The 24,251-nt window shown below is 69.3% G+C and carries 26 protein-coding genes and 1 riboswitch; of the genes, 17 read left to right on the forward strand and 9 right to left on the reverse strand.

The features are described from left to right. Together ribD and nrdR are read right to left on the reverse strand one after the other, a co-directional pair. Positions 1-429 (reverse strand): bifunctional diaminohydroxyphosphoribosylaminopyrimidine deaminase/5-amino-6-(5-phosphoribosylamino)uracil reductase RibD (ribD, locus tag DK254_RS10825; RefSeq protein ID WP_109933985.1); only part of this gene is annotated, 429 nt, incomplete at its 3' end. Beyond that, complete coding sequence (nrdR, locus tag DK254_RS10830) at positions 426-890, reverse strand: transcriptional regulator NrdR (RefSeq protein ID WP_089393377.1); 465 nt, start codon at positions 888-890, stop codon at positions 426-428. The genes ribD and nrdR, both read right to left, overlap by 4 nt. A gap of 121 nt (positions 891-1,011) precedes the next feature. On the opposite strand from nrdR, the gene DK254_RS10835 reads away from it, so the two are divergent. The 3 genes from DK254_RS10835 to trxA all read left to right on the forward strand — a co-directional run bounded on the left by DK254_RS10835 (position 1,012) and on the right by trxA (position 3,207). Then, positions 1,012-1,458: a YbaY family lipoprotein gene (locus DK254_RS10835; RefSeq protein ID WP_109933774.1), complete on the forward strand. Its 447-nt coding sequence runs from the start codon at positions 1,012-1,014 to the stop codon at positions 1,456-1,458. Further along, positions 1,455-2,114, forward strand: a complete 660-nt coding sequence (locus tag DK254_RS10840; RefSeq protein ID WP_109933775.1) for a methyltransferase — start codon at positions 1,455-1,457, stop codon at positions 2,112-2,114. The genes DK254_RS10835 and DK254_RS10840 overlap by 4 nt, the downstream gene beginning before the upstream one ends. A 223-nt stretch (positions 2,115-2,337) precedes the next feature. Beyond that, entirely contained in the window at positions 2,338-3,207 is an 870-nt protein-coding gene (gene trxA, locus DK254_RS10845) for a thioredoxin (RefSeq protein WP_109933776.1), read from the forward strand. 322 nt (positions 3,208-3,529) lie between these two features. Here trxA and DK254_RS10850 read toward each other — a convergent pair whose 3' ends face one another. Next, positions 3,530-3,886 (reverse strand): hypothetical protein, encoded by a 357-nt coding sequence (locus tag DK254_RS10850; RefSeq protein WP_256595843.1) that lies wholly within the window; start codon positions 3,884-3,886, stop codon positions 3,530-3,532. A gap of 133 nt (positions 3,887-4,019) precedes the next feature. Here DK254_RS10850 and DK254_RS10855 point away from each other — a divergent pair, with 133 nt between their 5' ends. The 10 genes from DK254_RS10855 to DK254_RS10900 all read left to right on the forward strand — a co-directional run bounded on the left by DK254_RS10855 (position 4,020) and on the right by DK254_RS10900 (position 13,660). After that, entirely contained in the window at positions 4,020-4,580 is a 561-nt protein-coding gene (locus DK254_RS10855; protein WP_109933777.1) for a DUF2796 domain-containing protein, read from the forward strand. A gap of 8 nt (positions 4,581-4,588) precedes the next feature. Next, entirely contained in the window at positions 4,589-5,296 is a 708-nt protein-coding gene (locus DK254_RS10860; RefSeq protein WP_109933778.1) for an ABC transporter ATP-binding protein, read from the forward strand. Positions 5,297-5,298: 2 nt separating this feature from the next. Beyond that, positions 5,299-6,564 (forward strand): ABC transporter permease, encoded by a 1,266-nt coding sequence (locus DK254_RS10865; protein ID WP_109933779.1) that lies wholly within the window; start codon positions 5,299-5,301, stop codon positions 6,562-6,564. 8 nt (positions 6,565-6,572) lie between these two features. Continuing rightward, entirely contained in the window at positions 6,573-7,100 is a 528-nt protein-coding gene (locus DK254_RS10870; RefSeq protein WP_109933780.1) for a DUF3299 domain-containing protein, read from the forward strand. A 135-nt stretch (positions 7,101-7,235) separates the two neighbouring features. Beyond that, a complete protein-coding gene (locus tag DK254_RS10875; protein WP_109933781.1) occupies positions 7,236-7,955 on the forward strand; it encodes an OmpW family outer membrane protein in 720 nt (239 codons plus the stop codon). A 280-nt stretch (positions 7,956-8,235) separates the two neighbouring features. Further along, entirely contained in the window at positions 8,236-8,766 is a 531-nt protein-coding gene (locus tag DK254_RS10880) for a fimbrial protein (RefSeq protein ID WP_146219589.1), read from the forward strand. Between the two features lie 217 nt (positions 8,767-8,983). Next, positions 8,984-9,742 carry a molecular chaperone gene (locus DK254_RS10885; protein WP_158546417.1) on the forward strand — a complete coding sequence of 253 codons (759 nt, stop codon included), beginning with the start codon at positions 8,984-8,986 and terminating at the stop codon, positions 9,740-9,742. 21 nt (positions 9,743-9,763) lie between these two features. After that, entirely contained in the window at positions 9,764-12,295 is a 2,532-nt protein-coding gene (locus tag DK254_RS10890) for a fimbria/pilus outer membrane usher protein (RefSeq protein WP_109933784.1), read from the forward strand. Beyond that, a complete protein-coding gene (locus tag DK254_RS10895; RefSeq protein WP_109933785.1) occupies positions 12,292-13,296 on the forward strand; it encodes a hypothetical protein in 1,005 nt (334 codons plus the stop codon). Before DK254_RS10890 ends, DK254_RS10895 begins: the two co-directional genes overlap by 4 nt. Before the next feature lie 7 nt (positions 13,297-13,303). Then, a complete protein-coding gene (locus DK254_RS10900; protein ID WP_009617233.1) occupies positions 13,304-13,660 on the forward strand; it encodes a SirB2 family protein in 357 nt (118 codons plus the stop codon). Here the strand turns inward: DK254_RS10900 and DK254_RS10905 are convergent, their stop codons facing one another. From DK254_RS10905 to DK254_RS10920, 4 genes are all read right to left on the reverse strand, one after another. Next, entirely contained in the window at positions 13,661-14,599 is a 939-nt protein-coding gene (locus DK254_RS10905) for an NAD-dependent epimerase/dehydratase family protein (RefSeq protein ID WP_109933786.1), read from the reverse strand. Then, positions 14,592-15,476 carry a sugar nucleotide-binding protein gene (locus DK254_RS10910; protein ID WP_109933787.1) on the reverse strand — a complete coding sequence of 295 codons (885 nt, stop codon included), beginning with the start codon at positions 15,474-15,476 and terminating at the stop codon, positions 14,592-14,594. The genes DK254_RS10905 and DK254_RS10910 overlap by 8 nt, the downstream gene beginning before the upstream one ends. 140 nt (positions 15,477-15,616) lie before the next feature. Continuing rightward, positions 15,617-16,168: a DUF934 domain-containing protein gene (locus DK254_RS10915; protein ID WP_109933788.1), complete on the reverse strand. Its 552-nt coding sequence runs from the start codon at positions 16,166-16,168 to the stop codon at positions 15,617-15,619. After that, positions 16,165-17,835, reverse strand: coding sequence for a nitrite/sulfite reductase (locus DK254_RS10920; RefSeq protein WP_109933789.1), 1,671 nt, complete (start codon positions 17,833-17,835; stop codon positions 16,165-16,167). Before DK254_RS10920 ends, DK254_RS10915 begins: the two co-directional genes overlap by 4 nt. Before the next feature lie 303 nt (positions 17,836-18,138). Between DK254_RS10920 and ccoG the strand changes: the two genes are divergently transcribed. The 3 genes from ccoG (at position 18,139) to DK254_RS34735 (ending at position 21,257) form a co-directional block, all read left to right on the forward strand. Continuing rightward, positions 18,139-19,554 carry a cytochrome c oxidase accessory protein CcoG gene (gene ccoG, locus DK254_RS10925; protein WP_109933790.1) on the forward strand — a complete coding sequence of 472 codons (1,416 nt, stop codon included), beginning with the start codon at positions 18,139-18,141 and terminating at the stop codon, positions 19,552-19,554. A 75-nt stretch (positions 19,555-19,629) separates the two neighbouring features. After that, positions 19,630-21,039, forward strand: a complete 1,410-nt coding sequence (gene mapR / locus DK254_RS10930) for a GntR family transcriptional regulator MpaR (protein ID WP_109933791.1) — start codon at positions 19,630-19,632, stop codon at positions 21,037-21,039. Between the two features lie 95 nt (positions 21,040-21,134). Then, complete coding sequence (locus DK254_RS34735; protein ID WP_256595844.1) at positions 21,135-21,257, forward strand: hypothetical protein; 123 nt, start codon at positions 21,135-21,137, stop codon at positions 21,255-21,257. Positions 21,258-21,527: 270 nt separating this feature from the next. Here the strand turns inward: DK254_RS34735 and cobM are convergent, their stop codons facing one another. Beyond that, positions 21,528-22,277, reverse strand: a complete 750-nt coding sequence (gene cobM, locus DK254_RS10935; RefSeq protein WP_109933792.1) for a precorrin-4 C(11)-methyltransferase — start codon at positions 22,275-22,277, stop codon at positions 21,528-21,530. Positions 22,278-22,311: 34 nt separating this feature from the next. After that, positions 22,312-22,716 carry a cobalamin biosynthesis protein gene (locus tag DK254_RS10940; protein WP_089393397.1) on the reverse strand — a complete coding sequence of 135 codons (405 nt, stop codon included), beginning with the start codon at positions 22,714-22,716 and terminating at the stop codon, positions 22,312-22,314. A gap of 99 nt (positions 22,717-22,815) precedes the next feature. Then, positions 22,816-23,007: riboswitch (cobalamin riboswitch) on the forward strand. A 91-nt stretch (positions 23,008-23,098) separates the two neighbouring features. Here DK254_RS10940 and cobW point away from each other — a divergent pair. Beyond that, complete coding sequence (gene cobW / locus DK254_RS10945) at positions 23,099-24,151, forward strand: cobalamin biosynthesis protein CobW (RefSeq protein ID WP_109933793.1); 1,053 nt, start codon at positions 23,099-23,101, stop codon at positions 24,149-24,151. Positions 24,152-24,251: the final 100 nt, after the last annotated feature.

Below are 24,251 nucleotides of genomic sequence, written 5' to 3' on the forward strand. Positions count from 1 at the left end.
GCGCTTGATGAAGCCGGTGTTGACCTCGCGGGCCTCGGCCTCCAGCACGCCGCAGGCCACCTCGATGCCGGCCTCGGCCAGGCGCCGCAGCCCCTGCCCGGCGACCTGCGGGTTGGGGTCCTGCATGGCCGCCACCACGCGGGCGACGCCGGCTTTCACCAGGGCATCGGCGCAGGGCGGGGTGCGGCCGAAGTGGCTGCAGGGTTCCAGGGTGACGTAGGCGGTGGCGCCGCGGGCGGCGTCGCCAGCCTGGCGCAGCGCGTGGACCTCGGCGTGGGGTTCGCCGGCGCGTACGTGCCAGCCCTCGCCGATCACCTGGCCGTCCTTGACGATCACGCAGCCGACGCGGGGGTTGGGGTGGGTGGAGTACAGCCCCTTGCGCGCCAGCTCCAGGGCGCGGGCCATGTGGGCCTGGTCGACGGCGCTCATTCCTTGGACGGCTCCCGGGCCAGGCGCTCGATCTCCTCGCGGAACTCGTTGAGGTCCTGGAAGCGCCGGTACACCGAGGCGAAGCGGATGTAGGCCACCTCGTCGAGCTTCTGCAGCTCGCCCATCACCAGCTCGCCCAGCACCCGCGACTTCACCTCGCGCTCGCCGGTGGCGCGCAGCTTGTGCTTGATGTGGGCGATGGCCTCCTCCAGGCGCTCGACGCTGACCGGGCGCTTCTCCAGCGCGCGCTGCATGCCGGCGCGCAGCTTGTCTTCGTCGAACGGCTGGCGGCTGCCGTCCTGCTTGATCAGCCGCGGCATGACCAGCTCGGCGGTCTCGAAGGTGGTGAAGCGCTCGCCGCAGGCCAGGCACTCGCGGCGGCGGCGGACCTGGTCGCCCTCGGCGACCAGGCGCGAATCGATGACTTTGGTGTCGTGGGCACCGCAGAAGGGACAATGCATGGCAGGGAATGGCCCGACGAAATGGATGTCAATGGTAGCCCATCCGCCCCTCCCCGAGACAAGCCGCACGCTTTAGGCTATACAGGCGCCGCCCTGGAACCTGTCGCGAGGGATTTCGCCCATGCCGCTCCGCCTTCTCTGCCTGTTCGCCCTGGCCCTGCTGGCCGCCTGTTCGAGCAAGCAACCCGCTCCGCAGCCGCCCTCCGCCAGCGCCCCGGCCAAGGCCGCCGTGGCGCCCCTGCCGGCCAACCAGCGCGAGCTGTCCGGGGTGCTCACCAGCAGCCGCGGCGCCCTGCCCGACGGCGCCGAGGTGGAACTGGCGCTGCTGCTGATGGACGAGCGCGACCGCCCGCAGCGCGCCCTGGCCAGCCTGGAGCTGGTGGGCAACGGCGGTGCCCTGCCCTTCAGCCTGCGCTACGACCCCGGCGATTTCCCCAGCGGCGGCCGCGTCGAACTGCACGTGCGGGTGGCACAGAACGGCCAGCTGGCCTGGCGCCTGCGCCCGCTGACCATCGCCCCCGGACAGTCCCAGGCCCTGGGCGAGCTGCGCCTGGAGCCGGCGCCGTGAAGGCCCCGCACGACCTGCAGCAGGCCCTGGGCGAACTGCTCGGCGACGCCCGCCTGGGCGCCGAGCGCCTGCCCGGCACCGACATCGCCCTGTGGCTGATCGATGCACAGAACATGGACCGCCAGTTCAGCCCCGACGAGACCCGCCGCATCCTCGAGGAGCCGCCCTACTGGTGCTTCTGCTGGGCCAGCGGCCTGGCCCTGGCGCGCTGGCTGGCCGAGCGCCCGCAGTGGGTGGCCGGCAAGCGCGTGCTGGACTTCGGCGCCGGCTCCGGCATCGCCGCCATCGCCGCGGCCAAGGCCGGCGCCGCCGAGGTGGTGGCCTGCGACCTGGACCCGCTGGCCCTGGCCGCCAGCCGCGCCAACGCAGAGCTGAACGGGGTGCGGCTGAGCTACTCGGAAGACTTCTTCCAGGAACAGGACCGCTACGACCTGATCCTGGTGGCCGACGTGCTCTACGACCGCGCCAACCTGCCGCTGCTCGATGCCTTCCTCGGCAAGGGCCGCGAGGCGCTGGTGGCCGACTCGCGGGTGCGCGACTTCCAGCACCCGCTGTACCGGCGCCTGGACATCCTCGACGCCTGCACCTGGCCGGACCTGGCCGAGCCCCACGAATTCCGCAAGGTCAGCCTCTATCACGCCAATCGCCCCCTGTAGGAGCGACTGCCTCGCTGGTCGCACCGGGGTGCTCTTCGTAGGAGCGAGCTTGCTCGCGAATGAGCCCCGCAGCGGAATCTGTTCGCGAGCAAGCTCGCTCCTACGAGAAGCCGTGCTCACCTGGGACATAGGGCGCGGCGCGGCATTGCCTTGTTTCCGTCGGCCGCGCCCCCACTTATAGTGACCAGCATCCTTTCGCCCCTTTCGCCCGACGAGAGCCCCCATGAGCGACACGCCCTACATCTTCGACGTCACCAGCGCCGACTTCGACCAGCTGGTGATCCAGAACTCCTTCCACAAGCCGGTGCTGGTCGACTTCTGGGCCGACTGGTGCGCGCCCTGCAAGGCGCTGATGCCGATGCTGGCGCAGGTCACCGAGTCCTACCAGGGCGAGTTGCTGCTGGCCAAGGTCAACTGCGACGTCGAGCAGGACATCGTCATGCGCTTCGGCATCCGCAGCCTGCCCACCGTGGTGCTGTTCCGCGACGGCCAGCCGGTCGACGGCTTCGCCGGCGCGCAACCCGAATCGGCGGTGCGGCAGATGCTGGAGCAGCACGTGCAGCCGCCGGCGGCCCCCGCCGGCAACCCGCTGGACGCCGCCGAGGCCGCCTTCGCCGAAGGCCGCTTCGCCGAGGCCGAGGCCCAGCTCAAGGCCCTGCTGGGCGAAGACAACAGCAACGCGGCGGCGCTGATCCTCTACGCCCGCTGCCTGGCCGAGCGCGGCGAACTGGGCGAAGCCGAGACGGTGCTGGACGCGGTGAAGAGCGACGAGCACAAGGCCGCCCTGGCCGCCGCCCGCGCCCAGCTGACCTTCCTCCGCCAGGCCACCGACCTGCCCGACGCCGCCACCCTGAAGAGCCGCCTGGCGGCCGACGCCGGCGACGACGAGGCGGCCTACCAGCTGGCCGTGCAGCAACTGGCCCGGCAGCAGTACGAGGCGGCGATGGACGGCCTGCTGCGCCTGTTCCAGCGCAACCGCGGCTATGGCGAGGACCTGCCGCGCAAGACCCTGGTGCAGGTGTTCGAGTTGCTGGGTAATGAGCATCCGTTGGTGATTGCCTATCGGCGGAAGTTGGCCAATCTGCTGTATTGAGCAGCCGATTTCTGTAGGAGCGAGCTTGCTCGCGAACAGAGTTTCCCGGTCATGCTGGTGCCAGGCATGAGAGCACCCTCTCCCTAACCCTCTCCCTGAAGGGAGAGGGGACCGTTCGGAGCGGTCTGGTTTTCCCGAGTCAGCCGGCGAGCGCAGTAGTTTTCGGCTGAAACCATTCCTTCTCTCGGCACGATCTAGCCCCCTCTCCCTTCAGGGAGAGGGCTGGGGAGAGGGAAAGGCGCCACGCCCGGCACCAGAGCAGCCGGTTGGCACCGTTCGCGAGCAAGCTCGCTCCTACGAAAAGCAAAAATCCAAAAGCCCCCTATTCCCCGACCCAGGTGAACACCTGGGTCCCCTCTCGCACCTCGATCTTCACGTTCGGGCTGTGTCGCAAGCGCACCAGCAGCCCCTTGGCCGCGCCGGCGCTGCCGGCCAGGGCGGCCAGTTCGTCCAGCAGTTGCGGGCCTTCGCGGCTGCCAGCCTTGCGCAGCAGGTCGCGGGCCGACTGCCAGAGGCGGTCGGCGCCGCTGGGCATGGCCGCCGGCGGGGTTTCCACGGGCGCGGCCGCGGCCGTTTGCGGCGCATGGCGCAGCGCCACGCCCAGGCGCTGCCATTCCGCCTCGTCCAGTTCCAGGGTCAGGTCCACCGGCCAGTCGCCGATGCTTCCACGGATTCGCATGGTGGTTTCCTCCTGCATGGGCGGCATGCTCCCACGCCGGCGCGGCCGCGCCAATCTCCCCGGGGGCCTCTAGCCAGCCGCAATATTTCGTTATAACGTAACGCACCCTCGATTTCCCCACCGGAGAACGTCCATGCGCCCGCTGTTGCTCGCCCTCGCCCTGATCCCCTTCGCCGCCGCCCAGGCCCACGACGAACACGAGCACGGCAGCCTCGGCAAGCACGAGCACGGCGTGGCCCAGCTCAACGTCGCGCTGGACGGCGGCACCCTGGAGCTGGAAGTGGACAGCCCGGCGATGAACTTCGTCGGCTTCGAGCACCCGGCCAGCAGCGCCGCCGACCAGGCCACCGTGGCCGCCGCCCGCGCCCAGCTGGGCAAGCCGCTGGAACTAGTCCAGGCACCGGCCGCGGCCAAGTGCGGCGTCACCGAGGTGGAGCTGGAAAGCCCGCTGTTCGGCAACGCCAAGGCCGAGGACCACGACGACGATGGCGACGAGCACGAAGGCCACCAGCACAGCGACATCAACGCCCACTACAAGCTGACCTGCGCCGCGCCCGAGGCCCTGACCAGCCTCGACTTCGCCCCGCTGTTCAAGCGCTTCCCCGGCACCCAGAAGCTGGTGGTGCAGCTGATCGGCCCGAACGGCCAGCAGGGCGCCGAACTGACCCCGGCCAGCAGCCTGCTGAAGTTCTGACGCGCCCCATGGACACCCTGCTCGAACTCCGCGACCTCGGCTTCGCCTGGCCTGGCCAGGCGGAGCTGCTGGACATTCCGCAGTTCACCCTCGGCCGCGGCGAGACGCTGTTCCTCAAGGGCCCCTCCGGCAGCGGCAAGACCACCCTGCTCGGCCTGCTGGGCGGTGTGCAGAGGCCGCAGCGCGGCAGCATCCGCCTGCTCGGCGAGGACCTGGCGCAGCTCTCCGCCGCGCGCCGCGACCACTTCCGCGTCGACCACACCGGCTACATCTTCCAGCAGTTCAACCTGCTGCCGTTCCTCTCGGTGCGGGAGAACGTCGAGCTGCCCTGCCACTTCTCGCGCAGCCGCGCGGCACGCGCCCGCGAGCGCCACGGCAGCGTCGACGAGGCCGCCCGCGCCCTGCTCGCGCACCTGGGCCTGGGCGACGCGGCGCTGCTGCAGCGGCGCGCCGACAACCTCTCCATCGGCCAGCAGCAGCGCGTCGCCGCGGCCCGCGCGCTGATCGGCCAGCCGGAGCTGGTGATCGCCGACGAGCCGACCTCGGCGCTGGACGCCGACGCCCGCGAAGCCTTCCTCCAGCTGCTGTTCGCCGAGTGCCGCGCGGCCGGCGCCAGCCTGCTGTTCGTCAGCCATGACCAGGGCCTGGCGCCGCTGTTCGACCGCAGCCTGTCGCTGGCCGACCTCAACCGCGCCGCCACCGCCCCCGGGATCTGAGCATGTACCTGTTGCGCCTGGCCCTGGCCAGCCTTTCCAACCGCCGTTTCACCGCGCTGCTCACGGTCTTCGCCATCGCCCTCTCGGCCTGCCTGCTGCTGGCCGTGGAACGGGTGCGCAGCGAGGCCCGCGCCAGCTTCGCCAGCACCATCTCCGGCACCGACCTGATCGTCGGCGCGCGTTCGGGCTCGATCAACCTGCTGCTGTACTCGGTGTTCCGCATCGGCAACGCCACCAACAACATCCGCTGGGAGAGCTTCCAGACGGTCAAGGCCAGCCCGCTGGTGAAGTGGGCCATCCCCATCTCCCTGGGCGATTCGCACCGCGGCTACCGGGTGATGGGCACCGACACCGGCTACTTCGAGCATTACCGCTACGGCCACGACCAGCAACTGCAGCTGGCCGAGGGCCGGCCCTTCGGCCAGGACCTGTTCGACGTGGTGCTCGGCGCCGAGGTGGCCGAGGCGCTGCACTACAAGCTCGGCGACCCTATCGTGCTCAGCCACGGGGTCAGCACCATCAGCCTGGTGCAGCACGACGACAAGCCGTTCACCGTGGTCGGCATCCTCAGGCGCACCGGCACCCCGGTGGACCGTACCCTGCATATCTCCCTGGCCGGCATGGAGGCGCTGCACGTCGACTGGAAGAATGGCGTGCCGGCCCGCGGCGCCGGCCGCATCAGCGCCGACCAGGCGCGCCACATGGACCTGCAGCCGACCGCCATCACCGCCTTCCTGCTCGGCCTGAAGAGCAAGGTGGCGACCTTCACCCTGCAACGGCAGATCAACGAATACGACGGCGAGCCGCTGCTGGCGATCCTCCCCGGGGTGGCCCTGCAGGAACTCTGGGGGCTGATGGGCACGGCGGAGAAGGCGTTGTTCGTGGTCTCGCTGTTCGTGGTGCTGACCGGGCTGATCGGCATGCTCACCGCCATCCTCACCAGCCTCAACGAGCGCCGCCGCGAAATGGCCATCCTGCGCTCGGTGGGCGCGCGGCCCTGGCACGTGTTCAGCCTGCTGCTGGCCGAGGCCTTCGCCCTGGCCCTGGCCGGCGTGGTCCTGGGCCTGGGCCTGCTGTACGCCGGCATCGCCGCGGCCCAGGGCTACGTGCAGGCCAACTACGGCATCTTCCTGCCGCTGGCGGCGCCGAGCGCCTATGAGTGGTCGCTGCTGGGCGGCATACTGCTGGCCGCCGTGCTGATCGGCTGCGTGCCGGCCTGGCGCGCCTACCGCCAGTCGCTGGCCGACGGCCTGTCGATCCGAATCTGAGTAGCCCCATGAAAACCACCGCCTCCGCCTTCCTCGCCCTGCTCCTGCTCGCCGCCGGCGCGGCCTGGGCCGGCACGCCGCAGACCCTGACCTGGCCGCAGCTGATCCCCGAGGGCGCGCCGCCGCCCCCGCCGCCGGTGCCACTGCACGACATTTCCCAGTTGAGCGACGCGCTCAACGCCGAAAGCGGCCCGGCGGCAAGGCAACAATCACCGGCGGCCCCGGTGGTCCAGGCGCTGGATGGCAAGGAGGTGAAGCTGCCCGGCTACATAGTGCCGCTGGACGTGGGCCAGGACGGCGAGGTCAACGAGTTCCTCCTGGTGCCCTACTACGGCGCCTGCATCCACGTGCCGCCGCCGCCCTCCAACCAGATCGTCTACGTGCACCAGGCCCGCGGCGTGAAGATGGACGAGCTGTACCAGCCCTACTGGGTGACCGGGCGCCTGCAGGTGAAGCACATCGACAGCGACCTGGCCCAGGCCGGCTACCAGCTCAAGGCCGACGAAGTGACACCGTACGAATACGAAGGCGAGTAGCCTGCGACCATCCGCCGCAGGCATTACCCCTACGGCTCAGGGGGGCTTTATTGAGCTGAATCAAGAAGGACCGCTTAGCGCCGTCTACCATGATGTTCACCAACGCTTATTCCAAAATCATGGAGCATCACCATCATGCGCAAGTCCTGGCTCACCGCCTCCCTGCTCGCCGCCGCCGTCGCCACGCCGTTCGCCGTACAGGCTGCGGAAATCCAGGGCCACAAGGCCGGTGACTTCATCGTCCGCGGCGGCTTCGCCACCGTTGCCCCGAACGACAGCAGCAGCGACATCAAGCTCGACGGCGGCAAGGTCGGTGGCACCAAGGCCACCGTCGACAGCGACACCCAGCTGGGCCTGACCTTCAGCTACCTGCTCACCGACAAGATCGGCGTCGAGCTGGTCGCCGCCACCCCGTTCAACCACCAGGTCGACGTCAAGGGGCTGAACCGCGCCACCGGCCTCACCGGCCTGGACGGCAAGCTGGCCGACATCAAGCAGCTGCCGCCGACCGTGCTGCTGCAGTACTACCCCATGGGCGGCACCAACTCCGCCTTCCAGCCCTACGGCGGCCTGGGCGTGAACTACACCACCTTCTTCGACGAAGACCTCGCCAGCAACCGCAAGGACCAGGGCTTCAGCAACCTGAAGCTGCAGGACTCCTGGGGCCTGGCCGCGGAACTGGGCATGGACTACATGCTCAATGAACACGCCCTGGTCAACGTCGCCGTGTGGTACATGGACATCGACACCAAGGCCAGCGTCGACGGTCCCAGCGGCCTGGGCGTGCAGAAGACCAAGGTCAACGTCGACGTCGACCCCTGGGTCTACATGATCGGCTTCGGCTACAGGTTCTAAGTCGGAAGATCGCAAGAAAAAGCCCTCGGCAATTGCCGGGGGCTTTTTCATTTCCGCCTTTCACCAGGAACTGATCGAAATATCAAGACCGGCATTATGGGAACTTCCTTACCCGGAAACTTCCCGATCTATTTTCTTTAGATAAATACCCCACTTTATCCGATGCCTACCCAACTCATAAGAATTGGCCTACGGCGCATCAGAAGATTCCTAATATTCGAAAACTCAGGAAGCAAGGAGAATTCACCTACCGAAAAACCTGCAACACAAGGAAAACGCCATGAAAAAACTCACTCTTCCCGCAACCGTCTTGCTGGCCCTGGTGGCCGGCGGCGCCCAGGCGGCAACCGGCGGCCAGATCAGCTTCACCGGCCACGTCCTGGAAGACACCTGCGACGTCAGCGTGAACGGCGGCGGCGCCGATGCCTCCATCAACCTGCCGTCGATCTCCACCGGCGAATTCGACACCGTCGGCTCCACCGCCGGCGAGCAGCGCTTCACCATCACCCTCAACGGCTGCTCCGTCGGCCAGACCTACAAGGTCGATTTCGGCTCGGCCAACATCAACCCGGGCACCGGCAACCTCACCTTCAACGGCGAAGCCCTGAGCATGTCCGGCATCGAGCTGCAGATCGCCAACGAGGAGCTGGAAGCCATCGACCTGCGTACCAATGACAACAACGCCAGCAAGCTCCTCGAAGAGGCCGGCCCGCTGGAGTTCGCCTACTACGCCCGTTATGTCCAGACCTCGGAGTTGGTATCGGCCGGTACCGCCGACACCGCCCTGCTGTACTCCATCCGTTACGACTGACGGCCGCCCGGGGTGCATCCCCCTCCCCATCGGGGGATGCACCCGGCCTATCCATCACGCGCATGAACATATCCACAGAAGTCCATACGCGGATTGAATAAATAACCGCACTTACAAGTTCTACCGGCAACTTTGCCAGATGGAACTTGCCAGTACCCCGGCCCCGCCTAGACTCCACCGAAAGTCCTTCTTTATATGGAGAAGGAGGTTGACCCCGATGCGTCCCGCTACCCACTTAGTTCTGCTGATCGGTATTTGCCTGCTGGCCCTGCAGGCCAACGCCAGCATCGTCATCACCGGCACCCGCGTGGTCTATCCGGCCACCGAGCGGGACATCACCGTCAATATCCGCAACACCGGCAAGACACCCTCGCTGATCAAGGCCTGGGTGGACAACGGCAAGGGCACGCCCGGCGCCGGCAGCCCGGGGCGCTCGCCCTTCATCGTCACGCCGCCGGTATCGCGGGTGGACCCGGACAAGGGCCTGCTGCTGCGCATCGCCAATATCGACCGGACGCTGCCCCAGGACCGCGAGTCGGTGTTCTGGCTGAACGTCCTGGAAGTGCCCTCCAGCAGCCCGGACAAGGCCGGCGCGGCCGCCAGCGGCAACAGCGCGGGCAAGCTGCAGGTGGCCTTCCGTTCGCAGCTCAAGCTGTTCTACCGCCCCGCGGCACTCAAGGGCGCGGCCGCCGACGCGGCGCAGCAGCTGAAGTGGCGCATCGCCGCCGAAGGCGGCAAGCGCGTCCTGCGCGCGGTCAACGACCTGCCCTACTCGGTGTCCCTGGCCCGCCTGCACCTGCGCTCGGGGGCCAGGCAATACGCCAACGACGACCTGGACATGGTCCCGGCCAAGGGCAGCTACGGCATCCCCCTGCCCGCGGACGCGGCGGCCTGGGCCAGGGCTGGCGCCAAGGTCCGCTACACCTGGATCAACGATTTCGGCGGCCTGATCGAGACCGACGCCACCGTCGAGTAACCCTCCTGCGCGAGGTCCATCGTGTTCCCTTCGATACTGTCCCGCACCCTGCGCCTCGGCTGCCTGGGAGGGCTCTGCTGCGCCCTGCTGCCGGCCCCGGCGCTGGCCGCCGAAGGCCCCGGCGAGGTGCATTTCGACCGCGGCCTGCTGGAGACGCTGGGCATGAGCACCGACGTTTCCGGGTTCGAGAAGAACCCCTCGGCGCTGCCGCCGGGCACCTACTCGCTGGACCTGACGCTGAACAAGGTGTACTTCGGCCAGCAGGAAGTGCGCATCGTGCACACCGCCGAGCAGCGCCAGGTCTACTGCTTCGGGCTGGAGCAGCTGGAACAGTGGGGCGTGCTGCTGCCCGGGCCCGCTCCCGGCGCCGAGCCCGCCGGCGGCGACTGCATCGACCTGCTCGAACGCGTCCCGCAGAGCCGCGTGGACCTGGACGGCGCCAGCGGGGCCATCCACCTCACCCTGCCCCAGGCCTACGTGAAGCAGCGCCCGCGCAACTACGCGCCGCCGTCGAGCTGGGATTCGGGGATCAACGCCGGCTTCCTCAGCTACACCGGCAACCTCGACCGCTCCAGCAACAGCCAGGACACCCGCAACGACCTGTTCCTCGGCCTGAACGGCGGCCTCAACCTGCTGGACTGGCGCCTGCGCCACAACGCCAGCTTCAGCCATGGCGACACCACCCGCCAGGGCAGCCACTACCGCACGCTGAACAACTACGCCCAGCGCGACCTCACCGGGCTTTCCTCGCAGCTGACCCTCGGCCAGCACTTCACCGCCGGCGAGATGTTCGACAGCATCCCCTTCACCGGCGTGCAGCTGGAGAGCGACGAACGCATGCTGCCGGAGAGCGAGCGCGGCTTCGCCCCGGTGGTGCGCGGCATCGCCGACAGCAACGCCACCGTGAAGATCCACCAGGGCCAGCAACTGATCCACCAGGTCAGCGTCCCGCCCGGCCCCTTCGTCATCGACGACCTGTACAACACCGGCTACACCGAGGACCTGCAGGTCACGGTGATCGAGGCCGACGGCCGCGAGAAGACCTTCAGCGTGCCCTACTCCTACGCCGCCGAACTGCTCAGGCCCGGCGCCTCGCGCTACCAGCTCGCCTCGGGCAGCTATCGCGGCGAGAACGTCGGCACCCCGCTGAAATTCGTCCAGGGCGGCTACCGCCGGGGCCTGAGCAACAACCTCAGCGCCTATTCCGGCGCGGTGCTCGCCGACAGCTACATGGCCTCGCTGATAGGCGCCGCGCTGAACACCTCGCTGGGCGCCTTCTCGGTGGACGCCACCGTCTCGCGCTTCGATGCGCTGCCCGGCGAAGCCGGCGCCCAGGGCATGCCCGACAATGGCGAAAGCTACCGCCTGGCCTACAACAAGAGCTTCGGCGGCACCCACCTGCAACTGTCCTACCGCCGCTCGGACAAGGGCTACCTGGGGCTGGCCGCCGCGGCCGACGCCCTGGACACCGACAACGCCCACCTGTTCCGCGAACGCGACCGCGTCCAGCTCAACCTCAGCCAGGCGCTGGGCGGCGGCAGCCTGTACCTGTCCGGCGTGGGGCAGACCTACTGGACCGGGGAGAACCGCAGCCTGACCTTCAGCGGCGGCTTCAGCCGGACCTTCGGCTGGGGCAGCCTGGGCCTGTCGGCGACGCGCTTCCAGAGCGTCGACGGCTACGACAACCAGTACCTGCTGAGCGTCAGCGTCCCGCTGGGCCGCGAAGCCGGCGCGCCGCGCCTGAGCAGCACCCTGTCGCTGCAGGACGCGCGCAACCGCTCGCTGCAGACCAGCCTCAGCGGCATCGCCGGCGAGCAGGGCCAGTGGAACTACAACCTGTACGGCAACGACAGCCAGGCCGAGGGCGGCAACAGCCAGTCCTATGGCGGCAACCTCAACCTGCGCACCGCCGCCAGCTCGCTGGGCGCCAGCCTGGCGCGGGGCGACGGCTTCAGCCGCGAGTCCCTGTCCGCCCGCGGCAGCCTGGTCGCCTATTCCGGCGGCGTGGCGCTGTCGCCGAACCAGGGCGAGACCATGGCGATAGTCGAGGCCGAAGGCGCGGCGGGCGCCCTGCTGCCGCGCGGCCGCGTGCACCTGGACGGCGACGGCAAGGCCCTGCTCACCGGGCTGACGCCCTACCGCCACAACGAGATAGTGCTGGACGCCAAGAGCGCCATCGACGACGTCGAGATCCGCGAGAACATCCAGAAGACCGCGCCGCGCTACGGCGCCATCGTGCGGGTGCCCTACCGCACCCGCAGCGGCATCTCGGTGCTGCTCGAGCTGCACCGCGCCGGCGGCCTGGAAGTGCCCTTCGGCGCAGAGGTCGGCGGCGACGGCGAGGTGCTGGCCTACGTCGGCCAGGACAACCTGGTCTACCTGTACCTGGAAAAGGGCCGCGACAGCTACCGGGTATCCTGGGGCGAGGCGGACGAGCAGCAATGCAGCTTCACTTACGCCATGCCGGCGAAGAAGGACAAGCAAGACACCTACCGGGCCATCCCGGTCGACTGCCAGGCCGCCAGCGGCCAGCCCCGCAAGGAGGAAGCATGATCCGCCGCCCCGCCACCCTGCTCCACGGCCTCGCCCTGGCCGCCTGCCTGCTGCAGGCGCTCCCGGCCCGGGCCGACGAATGCCCGGTGGAGCCCAACCAGTGCTACTTCACCAACCAGCAGTTCACCTACGACGGCGAGCGCTACATCAGCGCCGGGCTGCCGGTGGGCAGCGTGCTGGGCACCCTGAACCTGTCCCTGGACTATGCCTGCCGCCTGCAGGAGTACCTGTCCGGCGAGGCCGGGCGCTACATAGTGCTGGGCATCGCCAGCGAGGCCAGCCACCGGCAGGGCAACGACTTCGCCACCAACATCGACGGCCTGGTCTACCGCGTCATCCCCTCGGGCCAGGACGGCGTCGGGGTGAAGCAGGTCGGCGGGGTGGAAAAGCGCATCCAGCTGGGCGTCGTCGGCGACCGCAGCCTGGGCCCCAGCCAGTGCGTCAGCGGCTCGCTGTCCAACAGCTTCATCGAGGTGCTGAAGAACGGCAACATCGACACGCCCGGGACCTACCCGGTCAACTTCCGCGAGCCGGCCCTGTTCGTCGGCTCGCGCTGGAACAACACGCCGCCGGCCTACCCCATCGACCCCTTCCCGGACGTCGCCCTGACCTTCCTGCCCACCACCTGCGAGATGACCGACGCCCCCACCCGCGTGGATTTCGGCAGTTTCAGCAAGAACCAGTTGCCGCTGCAGCGCCGCTTCGAGTTCCATTGGCAGTGCGACGGCGGCGCGGTCATCCGCACCACCCTGTCGCCGGCCAGCGGCGTGCTCACGGAAAACGGCAGCGCGCTGCTGCATGAAAGCGCCGGTTTGCTGCTGAAGATCAAGGACCTGCTGAACGAGCAGTACGTAGTCTTCAACCAGCCCGTCGAGCACGTGGTGCGCTCGCCGCGTTCGCTGGGCTTCGACACCACATTCGAGGCCGAGCTGCTGGCGGGCGCCGAGGTCCGGCCGGGGCCCTTCGAGTTCGTCGTGCTCTATACCACCGAATACAAGTGAGCGCCCCATGTACCTCTGGTTGAAGCACCTGCACATCACCCTGGCAGTCCTCAGCAGCCTGCTCTTCCTCTGGCGCCTGGGGCTGAGCTGGCGGGGCCGGCGCCTGGCCGGCTGGCAGCGCTGGGCGCCGCACCTGGTGGACAGCCTGCTGCTGCTCAGCGCCCTGGGCCTGGTGCACCTGGCCATGCCCTGGCCGCTGCCGCTGTGGCTGCAGGCCAAGCTGGGGCTGCTGGTGGGCTACATCGTGCTCGCCGCCTTCGCCATGCGCAGCGCCGCGCGCGGGCCCAAGGCGCTGCTCAGCGCCCTGGCCCTGGCCTGCCTGGGCGGCATCTTCTACCTGGCGCTGAACAAGCCCTGGTGGTGATCAGCGCCCGAGCAGGCGCGCCAGCCCCTCGCCGATCGGCGTCGGCCGCTCCAGGCGGTAGTGCGCCAGCAGGCGGCCGTTGTCGGCACGGGAATGGCGGATGTCGCCGGGGCGCGCCTCGGCGTGGCTCACCGGCGGCAGGCCGCCGACCAGCGTGTCTATCTCGCCGAGCAGCTGGTTCAGGCTGGTCACCTGGTTCAGCCCGACGTTGACCGCCCCTTCCGGCACCTGCCGCGCCTCCAGCGCCTGCACCAGCAGTTGCACCAGGTCGGCGACGTAGATGAAGTCGCGGGTCTGCTCGCCGTCGCCGAACACGGTGATCGGCTGCCCGTTCAGGGCCCGCTGGGTGAAGATGCTGATCACCCCGGAATAGGGCGAGGACGGGTCCTGGCGCGGGCCGTAGACGTTGAAGAAGCGGAATACCGCCGGCTCCAGGCCATGCTGGCGGCGGTAGAAGTCGAGGTAGTACTCGCCGGCCAGCTTGTCCGCGGCATAGGGCGTCAGCGGCGCCTTCGGCAGGTCCTCGACTATCGCCGTGCCCTGGCCGTTCTGGCCGTAGACGGCGGCGCTGGAGGCGTACAGCACGCGCCGGATGCCGGCTTCGCGCAGCGCCTCGCAGAGGTTCAGGGTGCCGATGAAGTTGCTCTGGTGGGTGGCCACCGGGTCGTCCACCGAGGCCTGCACCGAGGCCACCGCGGCCAGGTGCACCACCGCCTGGCAGCCGTCCAGGGCACGGCGGACCAGCGCCGCGTCGGCGACGTCGCCGACCAGCAGCTCCACGGCCGCGTCGAGGTTCTCGCGCTTGCCGGTGGACAGGTTGTCCAGCACGCGCACGTGGTAGCCGCGCGCCAGCAGCGCGTCGGCCAGGTGCGAGCCGATGAAGCCGGCGCCGCCGGTGATGAGGACGGGCTGGGCGCAGGTGGGGGAGATGTCAGCCATGACGGTAGTAACGGTCCAGTAGGGTCGGCAGCGCGGCGCGCCAGGCGCGCGGCTTGATGCCGAAGGTGTGGAGGATCTTCTTGCAGGCGAGCACCGCGTGCTGCGGTTCCTCGCTGGCATCCGGGCGCGCCGCGTGGGCCTGGGCGACGGGGTCGCGCAGGGCCTGGCCGGTGAGGGTCCGGGCCTCGGCGATGATCACCTGGCCCAGGGCCAGGGTGGTGGTGGCCTCGAGGCCGCCGTAATGGTAGGTGCCCCACAGCGGCGCCTGGCAGTCCAGCTGCTTGAGCACCGAGAGGATCACCCGCGCGGCGTCGTCCACCGGGGTGGGGTTGCCGCGGCGGTCGTCCGCCAGGTACAGCTCCTCCTCGCCCAGGGCGCGGCTGAGGAAGCGGTCCAGGCTGCCGCCCGGGCTGTCGTCCAGCAGCCAGCCGAAACGCAGCAGCACGTGGCGCGGGCAGGTGGCGCGGACCCACTGCTCCATGCGCCACAGCGCCTGGCCGCGGCGGCCCAGGGGCAGCGGCTCGTCCTTCTCGCTGTAGGCGGTGGCGCGGGCGCCGTCGAACACCCGGTAGCTGGAAGGCTGCAGCAGGAGGATCTCGTAGTGCTGGCAGAGTTCGGCCAGGCGCTCCACGGCGCGTTCCTGGGCGGCCAGGCGGGCGTCGTCGACCTGCTCGGCCTGGAACCAGTCGTGGTAGTAGGCGAGGTTGATCACCGCGTCGGGGCGGGTCTCGTCCAGCAGCAGGGTCAGGCTGGAGGCATCCCAGCCCTGCTCGGGCGGGCGCGGGGCGAGGAAGCCGATGTCTTCCTCGGCTCCCAGGCGGATCAGCGCCTGTCCCAGGGCATTACCGCCACCCAACAGCATCAGGCGCATACGCATCTTCAGGGGGTCACTCGAATCGTGGGCCACGGCCGGCGGCGTTTCGCCGACGCTTTGCCGGCATTTTTCCTGCGCACCGGAACAGCGTCAAGCACGGCGCCACGCGCGGCGCGGCCTTACCCCCGAAAGCGGGCCGCTTTTCAACGCCGGCGGAACAGCGGCCGCGGCTCGATCGCCGAGCGCCCGTAGAGCACGCTCAGGCCGGCCAGGCCCTTGAGCGCGTCCTCCACCGACTTGTCCTGGCGCACCGCGAAGGCGTCGAAACCGCACTGGCGCAGGTGCGCCAGCTGATCGCGCAGCACATCGCCCACCGCTCGCAGCTCGCCGCGCCAGCCCAGGCGCCGGCGCAGCAGGTAGGCCAGGCTGTAGCCGCGGCCGTCGCGGAAACTGGGGAAGTCGATGGCGATGAGCGGCAGCTTGTCCAGCTGGCCGAGCAACCTCTGCAGATCATCATCCGGCCCCAGCCACACTCCGCTTTTCTGTAGGAGCGAGCTTGCTCGCGAACCACCCGGCTCCGATGTCTCCGGACAGCTTTGTTCGCGAGCAAGCTCGCGCCTACAGGTGAGCCAGGCCTCCAGCGGCAGGATGAGGTCGCCCTCGGGCAGCGTCTCGGGCACCTCGCGCAGCAGCGTCCAGGCGTCGTCGCGGTCGTGCCAGGCGCCCTCGCCGCCCAGGCGGATCAGGTTGTTCATGCCGGCACCTGCGCCTGCGCGTAGACCCGCGCCTTGAACGGCTCCAGGCCGATGCGCTCGACGGTCTCGACGAAACTCTCGCCGGCCCCGCGCCGCTCCACGTAGGTGTGGACGATGCGCTCGATCACCGCCGGCACCTCGGCGGCGCTGAACGACGGGCCTATCACCCGGCCCAGCGCGGCGCGCTTGCCCTGGGCGCCGCCGAGGGTGACCTGGTACCACTCGCTGCCGTTCTTGTCGACGCCGAGGATGCCGATGTTGCCGATGTGGTGGTGGCCGCAGGCGTTCATGCAGCCGGAGATGTTCAGGCTCAGCTCGCCCAGGTCGTGCAGGTAGTCCAGGTCCTCGAAACGCTGCTGGATGCCCTGGGCGATGGGGATCGACTTGGCGTTGGCCAGCGCGCAGTAGTCGCCGCCGGGGCAGGCGATGACGTCGCTCAGCAGGCCCTGGTTGGGCGTGCCCAGCCCCGCCTCGCAGGCTTCGCGCCAGAGCGCGTGCAGGTCGGCCTTGCGCACGTCCGGCAACACCAGGTTCTGCTCGTGGGCCACGCGCACCTCGCCGAAGCCGAAGCGCTCGGCCCAGTCGGCGACCCGTTCCATCTGCCCGGCGCTCACGTCACCGGGCGGCGCGGCGGCGCCGGGCTTGGTCGACAGCACCACCGAGGCATAGCCCGGCACCTTGTGCGGGCGCACGTTGCGCGAGGCCCAGCGGGCGAAGGCGGCATCGGCGGCCAGGGCGCTGCCGTAGGCCAGTTCGTCGGCGGCGGCCTGCGCGTAATGCGGCGGCTCGAAGGCGGCGGCGACGCGCTGGTATTCCTCCAGGGTCAACTGCGCCTCGCCATCGCGGATGTGCAGCCACTCCTCCTCCACCTCGTGGGCGAAGGCCTCGATGCCCAGCGCCTTGACCAGGATCTTGATGCGCGCCTTGTACTTGTTGTCGCGGCGGCCGTGGCGGTTGTACACCCGCAGGATGGCCTCGACGTAGGACAGCAGGTGCTGCCAGGGCAGGTCCTCGCGGATCGACTGGGAGAGGATCGGCGTGCGCCCCAGTCCACCGCCGACCATCACCCGCAGGCGCAGCTCGCCGGCAGCGTCGCGGTAAAGGTAGAGGCCGATGTCGTGCATCATCACCGCCGCGCGGTCTTCCTCGGCGGCGCACAGGGCGATCTTGAACTTGCGCGGCAGGAACAGGAATTCCGGGTTCACCGTCGACCACTGGCGGAGGATCTCGGCCAGCGGCCGCGGGTCCAGCAGCTCGTCGGCGGCGACGCCGGCGAAGGCCTCGGTGGTGATGTTGCGCACGCAGTTGCCGGAGGTCTGGATGGCATGCATCTCCACCTCGGCCAGCTGTTCGAGGATGTCCGGCACCTGCTCCAGTTCGATCCAGTTGAACTGGATGTTCTGCCGCGTGGTGAAGTGCCCGTAGCCGCGATCGAAGTCCCGGGCGATCTGCGCCAGCACGCGCAGTTGGCGGCTCGCCAGGGTGCCGTAGGGGATCGCCACGCGCAGCATGTAGGCGTGCTTCTGCAGGTACAGGCCGTTCTGCAGGCGCAGCGGCAGGAACTCCTCCTCGCTCAGCTCGCCGCACAGCCGCCGCGCCACCTGGTCGCGGAACTGCGCCACGCGCTCGCGCACCAGGGCATGGTCGTAATCGTCGTATCGGTACATCGCCGGGGGCACCTCACAAGGCTGCTGCGGCGGCCTGCGTCGGGCCACCGCTGGTGATGGCGCCACTATGGCCGGCGGTCGTGTCGCGAAACAGCGGCAGATCCGCCACAAAAAACCGGATCAGACGCCTTGCCCGCGCGGCCTGGACCGCCCTGCGACCGCGTGCCGCGCGCCACCGCCACAGCGCAGGCCACGCCTGGCGCGGCGCATCTGATCCGGTTTTTCGCGGGCAACCTGAATCTGTTTCGTGCCCAGGGCGCTTCCTATAGTCGCGGCGCATCCCAAGCCTGATGGGCCACGACCATGAGCCAGAGAATCCCCGCGAAGATCGTCGAGATCGCCACCCCGCACGCCTTCACCCCGCCGCCCAGGCCGCTCTCGGCGGTCACCCCGACGGTCTACACCAAGCGTTTCAGCGGGCGCTTCCGCGACCTGCGGCGGCTCGGCGGCGCGCTGCTGTTCGCGCTGTTCTTCGGCACCCTGTGGCTGCAGTGGAACGGCCGCCAGGCGGTGCTCTGGGACCTGCCCGAGCGCAAGTTCTACATCTTCGGCGCGACCTTCTGGCCGCAGGACCTGATCCTGCTCTCGGCGCTACTGATCATCGCCGCCTTCGGCCTGTTCTTCATCACCGTGCTGGCCGGCCGGGTATGGTGCGGCTACACCTGCCCGCAGAGCGTGTGGACCTGGATCTTCATGTGGGCCGAGCAGGTCACCGAGGGCGACCGCAACCAGCGCATGAAGCTGGACAAGGCCCCGCCCAGCGCCGCCAAGTACCTGCGCAAGGGCGCCAAGCACGGGCTCTGGCTGCTGGTCAGCCTGGCCACGGCGCTGACCTTCGTCGGCTACTTCACCCCGGTGCGCCCGCTGGTGGCGGACCTCTTCACCCTGAACCTGGACCTGGAAAGCGCCTTCTGGGTGGCCTTCTTCGCCGCCGCCACCTACGCCAACGCCGGCTGGCTGCGCGAGCAGGTGTGCATCCACATGTGCCCCTACTCGCGCTTCCAGAGCGTGATGTTCGACAAGGACACGCTGATCATTTCCTACGACGCCGCCCGCGGCGAATCCCGCGGGGCGCGGCGCAAGGACGCCGAGCCCAGGACCCTCGGCCTGGGCGACTGCATCGACTGCCAGCAGTGCGTGCAGGTCTGCCCCACCGGCATCGACATCCGCGACGGCCTGCAGATCGCCTGCATCGGCTGCGCCGCCTGCGTGGACGCCTGCGACACGGTGATGGACCGCATGGGCTACGCCCGCGGCCTGGTGCGCTACACCTCCGAGCGCGCCCTGGAAGGCGGCCGCACCCACCTGCTGCGGCCGCGCCTGGTCGGCTATGCGGCGGTGCTGCTGGCCATGTTCGGCGCCTTCGCCTGGGCCCTGCAGGCGCGCCCGCTGGTCGCCCTGGACGTGGCCCGCGACCGCGGCCTGTTCCGCGAGAACGCCGAAGGCCTGATCGAGAACGTCTACAACCTCAAGCTGATCAACAAGACCCAGCAGCCGCAGCGCTACCGCCTGAACCTGGCCGAGGCCGGCGGCTATCGCCTGCAGGGCGCCCTCGACCAGCGCCTGGAGCCGGGCGAGATCCGCGACTTCGCCGTCTCGGTGGCGCGCCTCGAACCGGGCGGCAGCGGCGGGCCTGTGCCCCTGCACTTCCGCGTGACGGCGCAGCAGGGCGGCGAGCAGGTCGAGGCGGCCAGCACCTTCGTCGCGCCGAGGCGCTGAGCGATGGCCCCGCGGCATGGCGGCGGCGCCGCGCAACGCCTAGAGTGGGAGCTCCCCAACGGCCCCCGGGACAAGATGAAGCGCTACGAGAAATTCGCCGACGAGATCGCCGAACTGATCCGCAGCGGGGTGCTCGCCCCCGGGCAGAAGGTGCCCTCGGTGCGGCACGCCAGCCGCACCTACGGGGTCAGCGCCTCCACCGTGTTCCAGGCCTACTACCTGCTGGAGGATCGCGGCCTGATCGTGGCCCGCGCGCGCTCCGGCTACTTCGTCCGCGAGCACGTGCGCCGCGCCCTGGCCGAACCGGAGATCGCCCGTCACGAGGCGCAGACCACCGAGGTGGACGTCAGCGAGCTGGTGTTCTCGGTGCTCGGCTCGATCAAGGACCCGGACACCGTGCCCTTCGGCTCGGCCTTCCCGGCCCCGGAACTGTTCCCCCTGCCGCGCCTGGCACGCTCCATGGCCCACGCCGTGCGCGACATGGAGCCGCGCGCCGCGGTGGCCGACATGACACCGGGCAGCCATGCCCTGCGCCGGCAGATCGCCCTGCGCTACATGGTCAACGGCACGCCGCTGCCGGTGGAAGAACTGGTCGTGACCAACGGCGCGCTGGAGGCGCTGAACCTGTGCCTGCAGGTGGTCACCCAGCCCGGCGACCTGGTGGCCATCGAGGCGCCGGCCTTCTACGCCACCCTGCAGGTGCTGGAGCGGCTCAAGCTCAAGGCCGTGGAAATCCCCGTGCACCCGCGCGAGGGCATCGACCTGCAGGTGCTGGCCGACAGCCTGGAGCGCCTGCCGATCAAGGCCTGCTGGTTCATGAGCAACTTCCAGAACCCGCTGGGCGCGAGCATGGGCGAGGACCGCAAGCGCGCCCTCGCCGGCCTGCTGGCCCGGCACCAGGTGCCGCTGATCGAGGACGACGTCTACGCCGAGCTGTACTTCGCCCAGCAGGCGCCCAAGCCGGTGAAGGCCTACGACGCCGAGGGCCTGGTGATGCACTGCGGCAGCTTCTCCAAGAGCCTGGCGCCGGGCTACCGCATCGGCTGGGTGGCCGGCGGGCGCTTCCACGCGCAGGTCGAGCGGCTCAAGCTGATGACCAGCCTGTCGGCCTCGGTGCCGGCCCAGGCGGCCATCGCCGACTACCTGCAGCACGGCGGCTACGACCGCCACCTGCGCAAGCTGCGCCACGCCCTGGAAAGCCAGCAGCACGCCATGCTCGCCGCGGTGGCCCGGCACTTCCCCGAAGCGACGCGGGTGACCCGCCCCAGCGGCGGCTACTTCCTCTGGCTGGAGCTGCCCGAGCGGGTCGACGCCCTGAAGCTGTTCCAGCTGGCCCACGCCCAGGGCATCAGCATCGCCCCGGGGCCGATCTTCTCCGCCACCCGCAGCTTCCGCCACTGCCTGCGGCTGAACTACGGCCACCCCTGGACGCCGCGCAGCGAAAAAGCCATGGAAACCCTCGGGCGGATCATCCAGTCGCTGTAGCGCTGCTCCGTACATTCGGACACGATCTGTATCTGTGCGACAGATCGCCGCAGGCATACGCTGTCAGACCAGACCCCGGACGAAGGACAGCGACCATGGATGCGGAAACCCTGACGATCCTGCTGACAGTGGGCACCGCCCTGGGCCTGCACCTGGGCGTGCGCTGGTACATCCGCCACGGCCTGCCCGGGCGCGGGTCGGATGACTGGATGGCTTGATGGTGGGTGGCGGGTTCGAGAGCCCCTCTCGCTAACCCTCTCCCTGAAGGGAGAGGGGACCGTTGGGCAGACGCTGATGTTCTGGAGTCAGCCGGCTAACACAGAGATTGCCGGCTAAAACCGGGCCTCCTCTCGGCACGGACAAGCTCCCTCTCCCTTCAGGGAGAGGGCTGGGGAGAGGGGACGGAATCGAACCAAAACACCGAAGTCACAGCTGAGCACCATTCGCGAGCAAGCTCGCTCCTACAAACAACCCCCAGCCATCTGCCGTCAGCCCGGCCGGTAAAGATGCCCATGCCCCACGCTATACAACGACGACTCCCCAAACCCCTCCGCCGCCAGCACCCGCCCGACCAGGATCAGCGCCGTCCGCTTGAACCCCTTGGCCCGAGCCTTCGGCAGGATGTCGCCGAGGGTGCCGCTGACCTGCTCCTGATCCGGCCAACTGGCGCGGTGGATCACCGCGATCGGGCAGTCCGCGCCGTAGTGCGGCAACAGCTCCGCGACTATCTTCTCCAACTGCCCCACGCCCAGGTGGATGGCCATGCTCGCCCGGTGCCGCGCCAGGTCGCCCAGGGATTCCCCCTCGGGCATCTTCGTGCGGCTGGCGTAGCGGGTGAGGATCAGCGTCTGCGACACATCCGGCAGCGTTAGCTCGCAGCCCAGCAGCGCGGCGCAGGCGGCGGTGGCGGTGACCCCGGGGACGATCTCGTAGGGAATGCCAAGCCGGCGCAGGTGCTGGATCTGCTCACCGATGGCGCCGTACAGCGAAGGGTCGCCGGAATGCACGCGGGCCACGTCCTGGCCTTTCGCGTGGGCCTCCGCCAGCAGCGCGACTATCTGCTCCAGATGCAGCTCGGCGGTGTTCACCACCACCTCGGCGCTGTGCCCTTCGAGCACCGCCTCGGGCACCAGCGAGCCGGCGTAGAGGATCACCGGGCAGCTGCGCAGCAGGCGCTGGCCCTTGACCGTGATGAGCTCGGGATCGCCGGGGCCGGCGCCGATGAAATAGACCGTCATGGGCGTTTCGCTTCGGATCGGGAAAGGCGCAAGTCTACCCCAGCCCGTAGGGAGCCATGGCCAGCGCGCAAGTAGCGTTGGCGCTGCGCCGCTTGGGCACGACCAGCCGCGCCGGGCCTTCAGCCAGCGCTTCGGCCAGTGCCAGGGCGGCAGCCTCAGCCACGCCAGCGCTGCCGGTGACCTGGCGAGCCCGCTCGGAAGTGGAAGTCAGGCGCTGCTCGTAAGGCGCCAGGCGCTGCGCATCCAGCAGTTCCAGGGGCAGACGAAGTTGCCGCGACAGGTCGCGCAGGCCACCTTCCAGGGCCTTGGCCTCGCTGCTGGCCAGGGCATTCAGAGCCGCCTCATCGAGGCCGGCCTCGCGCAGGCAGGCGCGCAGCAGGGCGAGCAGTTCGTCGGCGCCGCAGCCACGGCGGCACCCCAGTCCGGCAACCAGTATCACGCGGGCGATCCTTCCTCGGGCAATCGCCGGGCAGCACAGCACGGCCCAGGCAGAGCGTCAACCGGCCCGGCGGCGATTGACCACCCGCCGGGCACTGCGTAGCCTTTGCCGCTTCGAGGTTCTCCGGCCCGGCGCCGGAGCTAAGAGGGAACGTGGTCAAGGCCACGGCTGCCCCCGCAACTGTGAACGATCCAAACCCCTTCGAATGCCACTGCCCACGGGCGGGAAGGCGAAGGCCAGGCGCAAGCCGGATCGTGAGCCAGGAGACCTGCCTCGAACCAGCATTACCACAACCGGGCGGGGTGATCCGGTGGCGGCTTCCGACGCGCGGAACCTCCGTGCGCGCGCCTCTGCCTCCCGCCATCGCAGCGCAGAGGCGACCATGCAAACCCTGGCCAAGCTCCCCGTCACCATCGTCACCGGCTTCCTCGGCGCCGGCAAGACCACCCTGCTCCGGCACATGCTCGACAACGCCGAAGGCCGCCGCATCGCGGTGATCGTCAACGAGTTCGGCGAACTGGGCATCGACGGCGAAATCCTCAGGCAATGCTCCATCGGCTGCAGCGAAGAAGAAGCCGTCGGGCGCGTCTTCGAACTGGCCAACGGCTGCCTGTGCTGCACCGTGCAGGAAGAGTTCTTCCCGGTGATGCGCGAACTGGTGGCGCGCCGCGGCGAGCTGGACCAGATCCTCATCGAGACCTCCGGCCTGGCCCTGCCCAAGCCCCTGGTGCAGGCCTTCCAGTGGCCGGAAATCCGCAACGCCTGCACGGTGGATGCGGTGATCACCGTGGTCGACAGCCCGGCGGTGGCCGCCGGCACCTTCGCCGCCCACCCCGAGCAGGTCGACGAGCAACGCAGGCAGGACCCGAACCTGGACCACGAGTCGCCGCTGCACGAACTCTTCGAAGACCAGTTGGCCAGCGCCGACCTGGTGGTGCTGAACAAGGCCGACCTGCTCGACGCCGACACCCTCGCGCAAGTGCGCACCCACGTCGCCGAGGAACTGCCGCCGGCGGTGAAGATCATCGAGGCCAGCGCCGGCCAGCTGCCGCTGTCGGTGCTGCTGGGGCTGAACGCCGAGGCCGAGCTGCACATCGACAGCCGCTCGACCCACCACGACCATGAAGGGCACGAGGACCACGACCACGACGAGTTCGACTCCTTCCACGTCGACCTGCCGGAAGTGGAAGAGCGCGCCCTGCTCGACGCCCTCGAGCAACTGGTGGAGCGCCACGCGGTGCTGCGCATCAAGGGCTTCGCGGCCATCCCCGGCAAGCCCATGCGCCTGCTGGTGCAGGGCGTCGGCAAGCGCTTCGACAAACACTTCGACCGCAAGTGGCTGAGCGACGAAAACCGCGCCACCCGCCTGGTGGTGATCGGCCAGGAACTGGACCAGGCCAGCATCGCCAACGAACTGCGCACCGCACTGACCTGACGCCCTTCGTAGGAGCGAGCTTGCTCGCGAATGGCCCCGCAGCGGGGTTTGTTCGCGAGCAAGCTCGCTCTTACGCACAGCCCTCGACCAAGGCCGTACC

The organism is Pseudomonas sp. RW407, assembly GCF_003176655.1.
GTDB lineage: Bacteria > Pseudomonadota > Gammaproteobacteria > Pseudomonadales > Pseudomonadaceae > Pseudomonas > Pseudomonas delhiensis.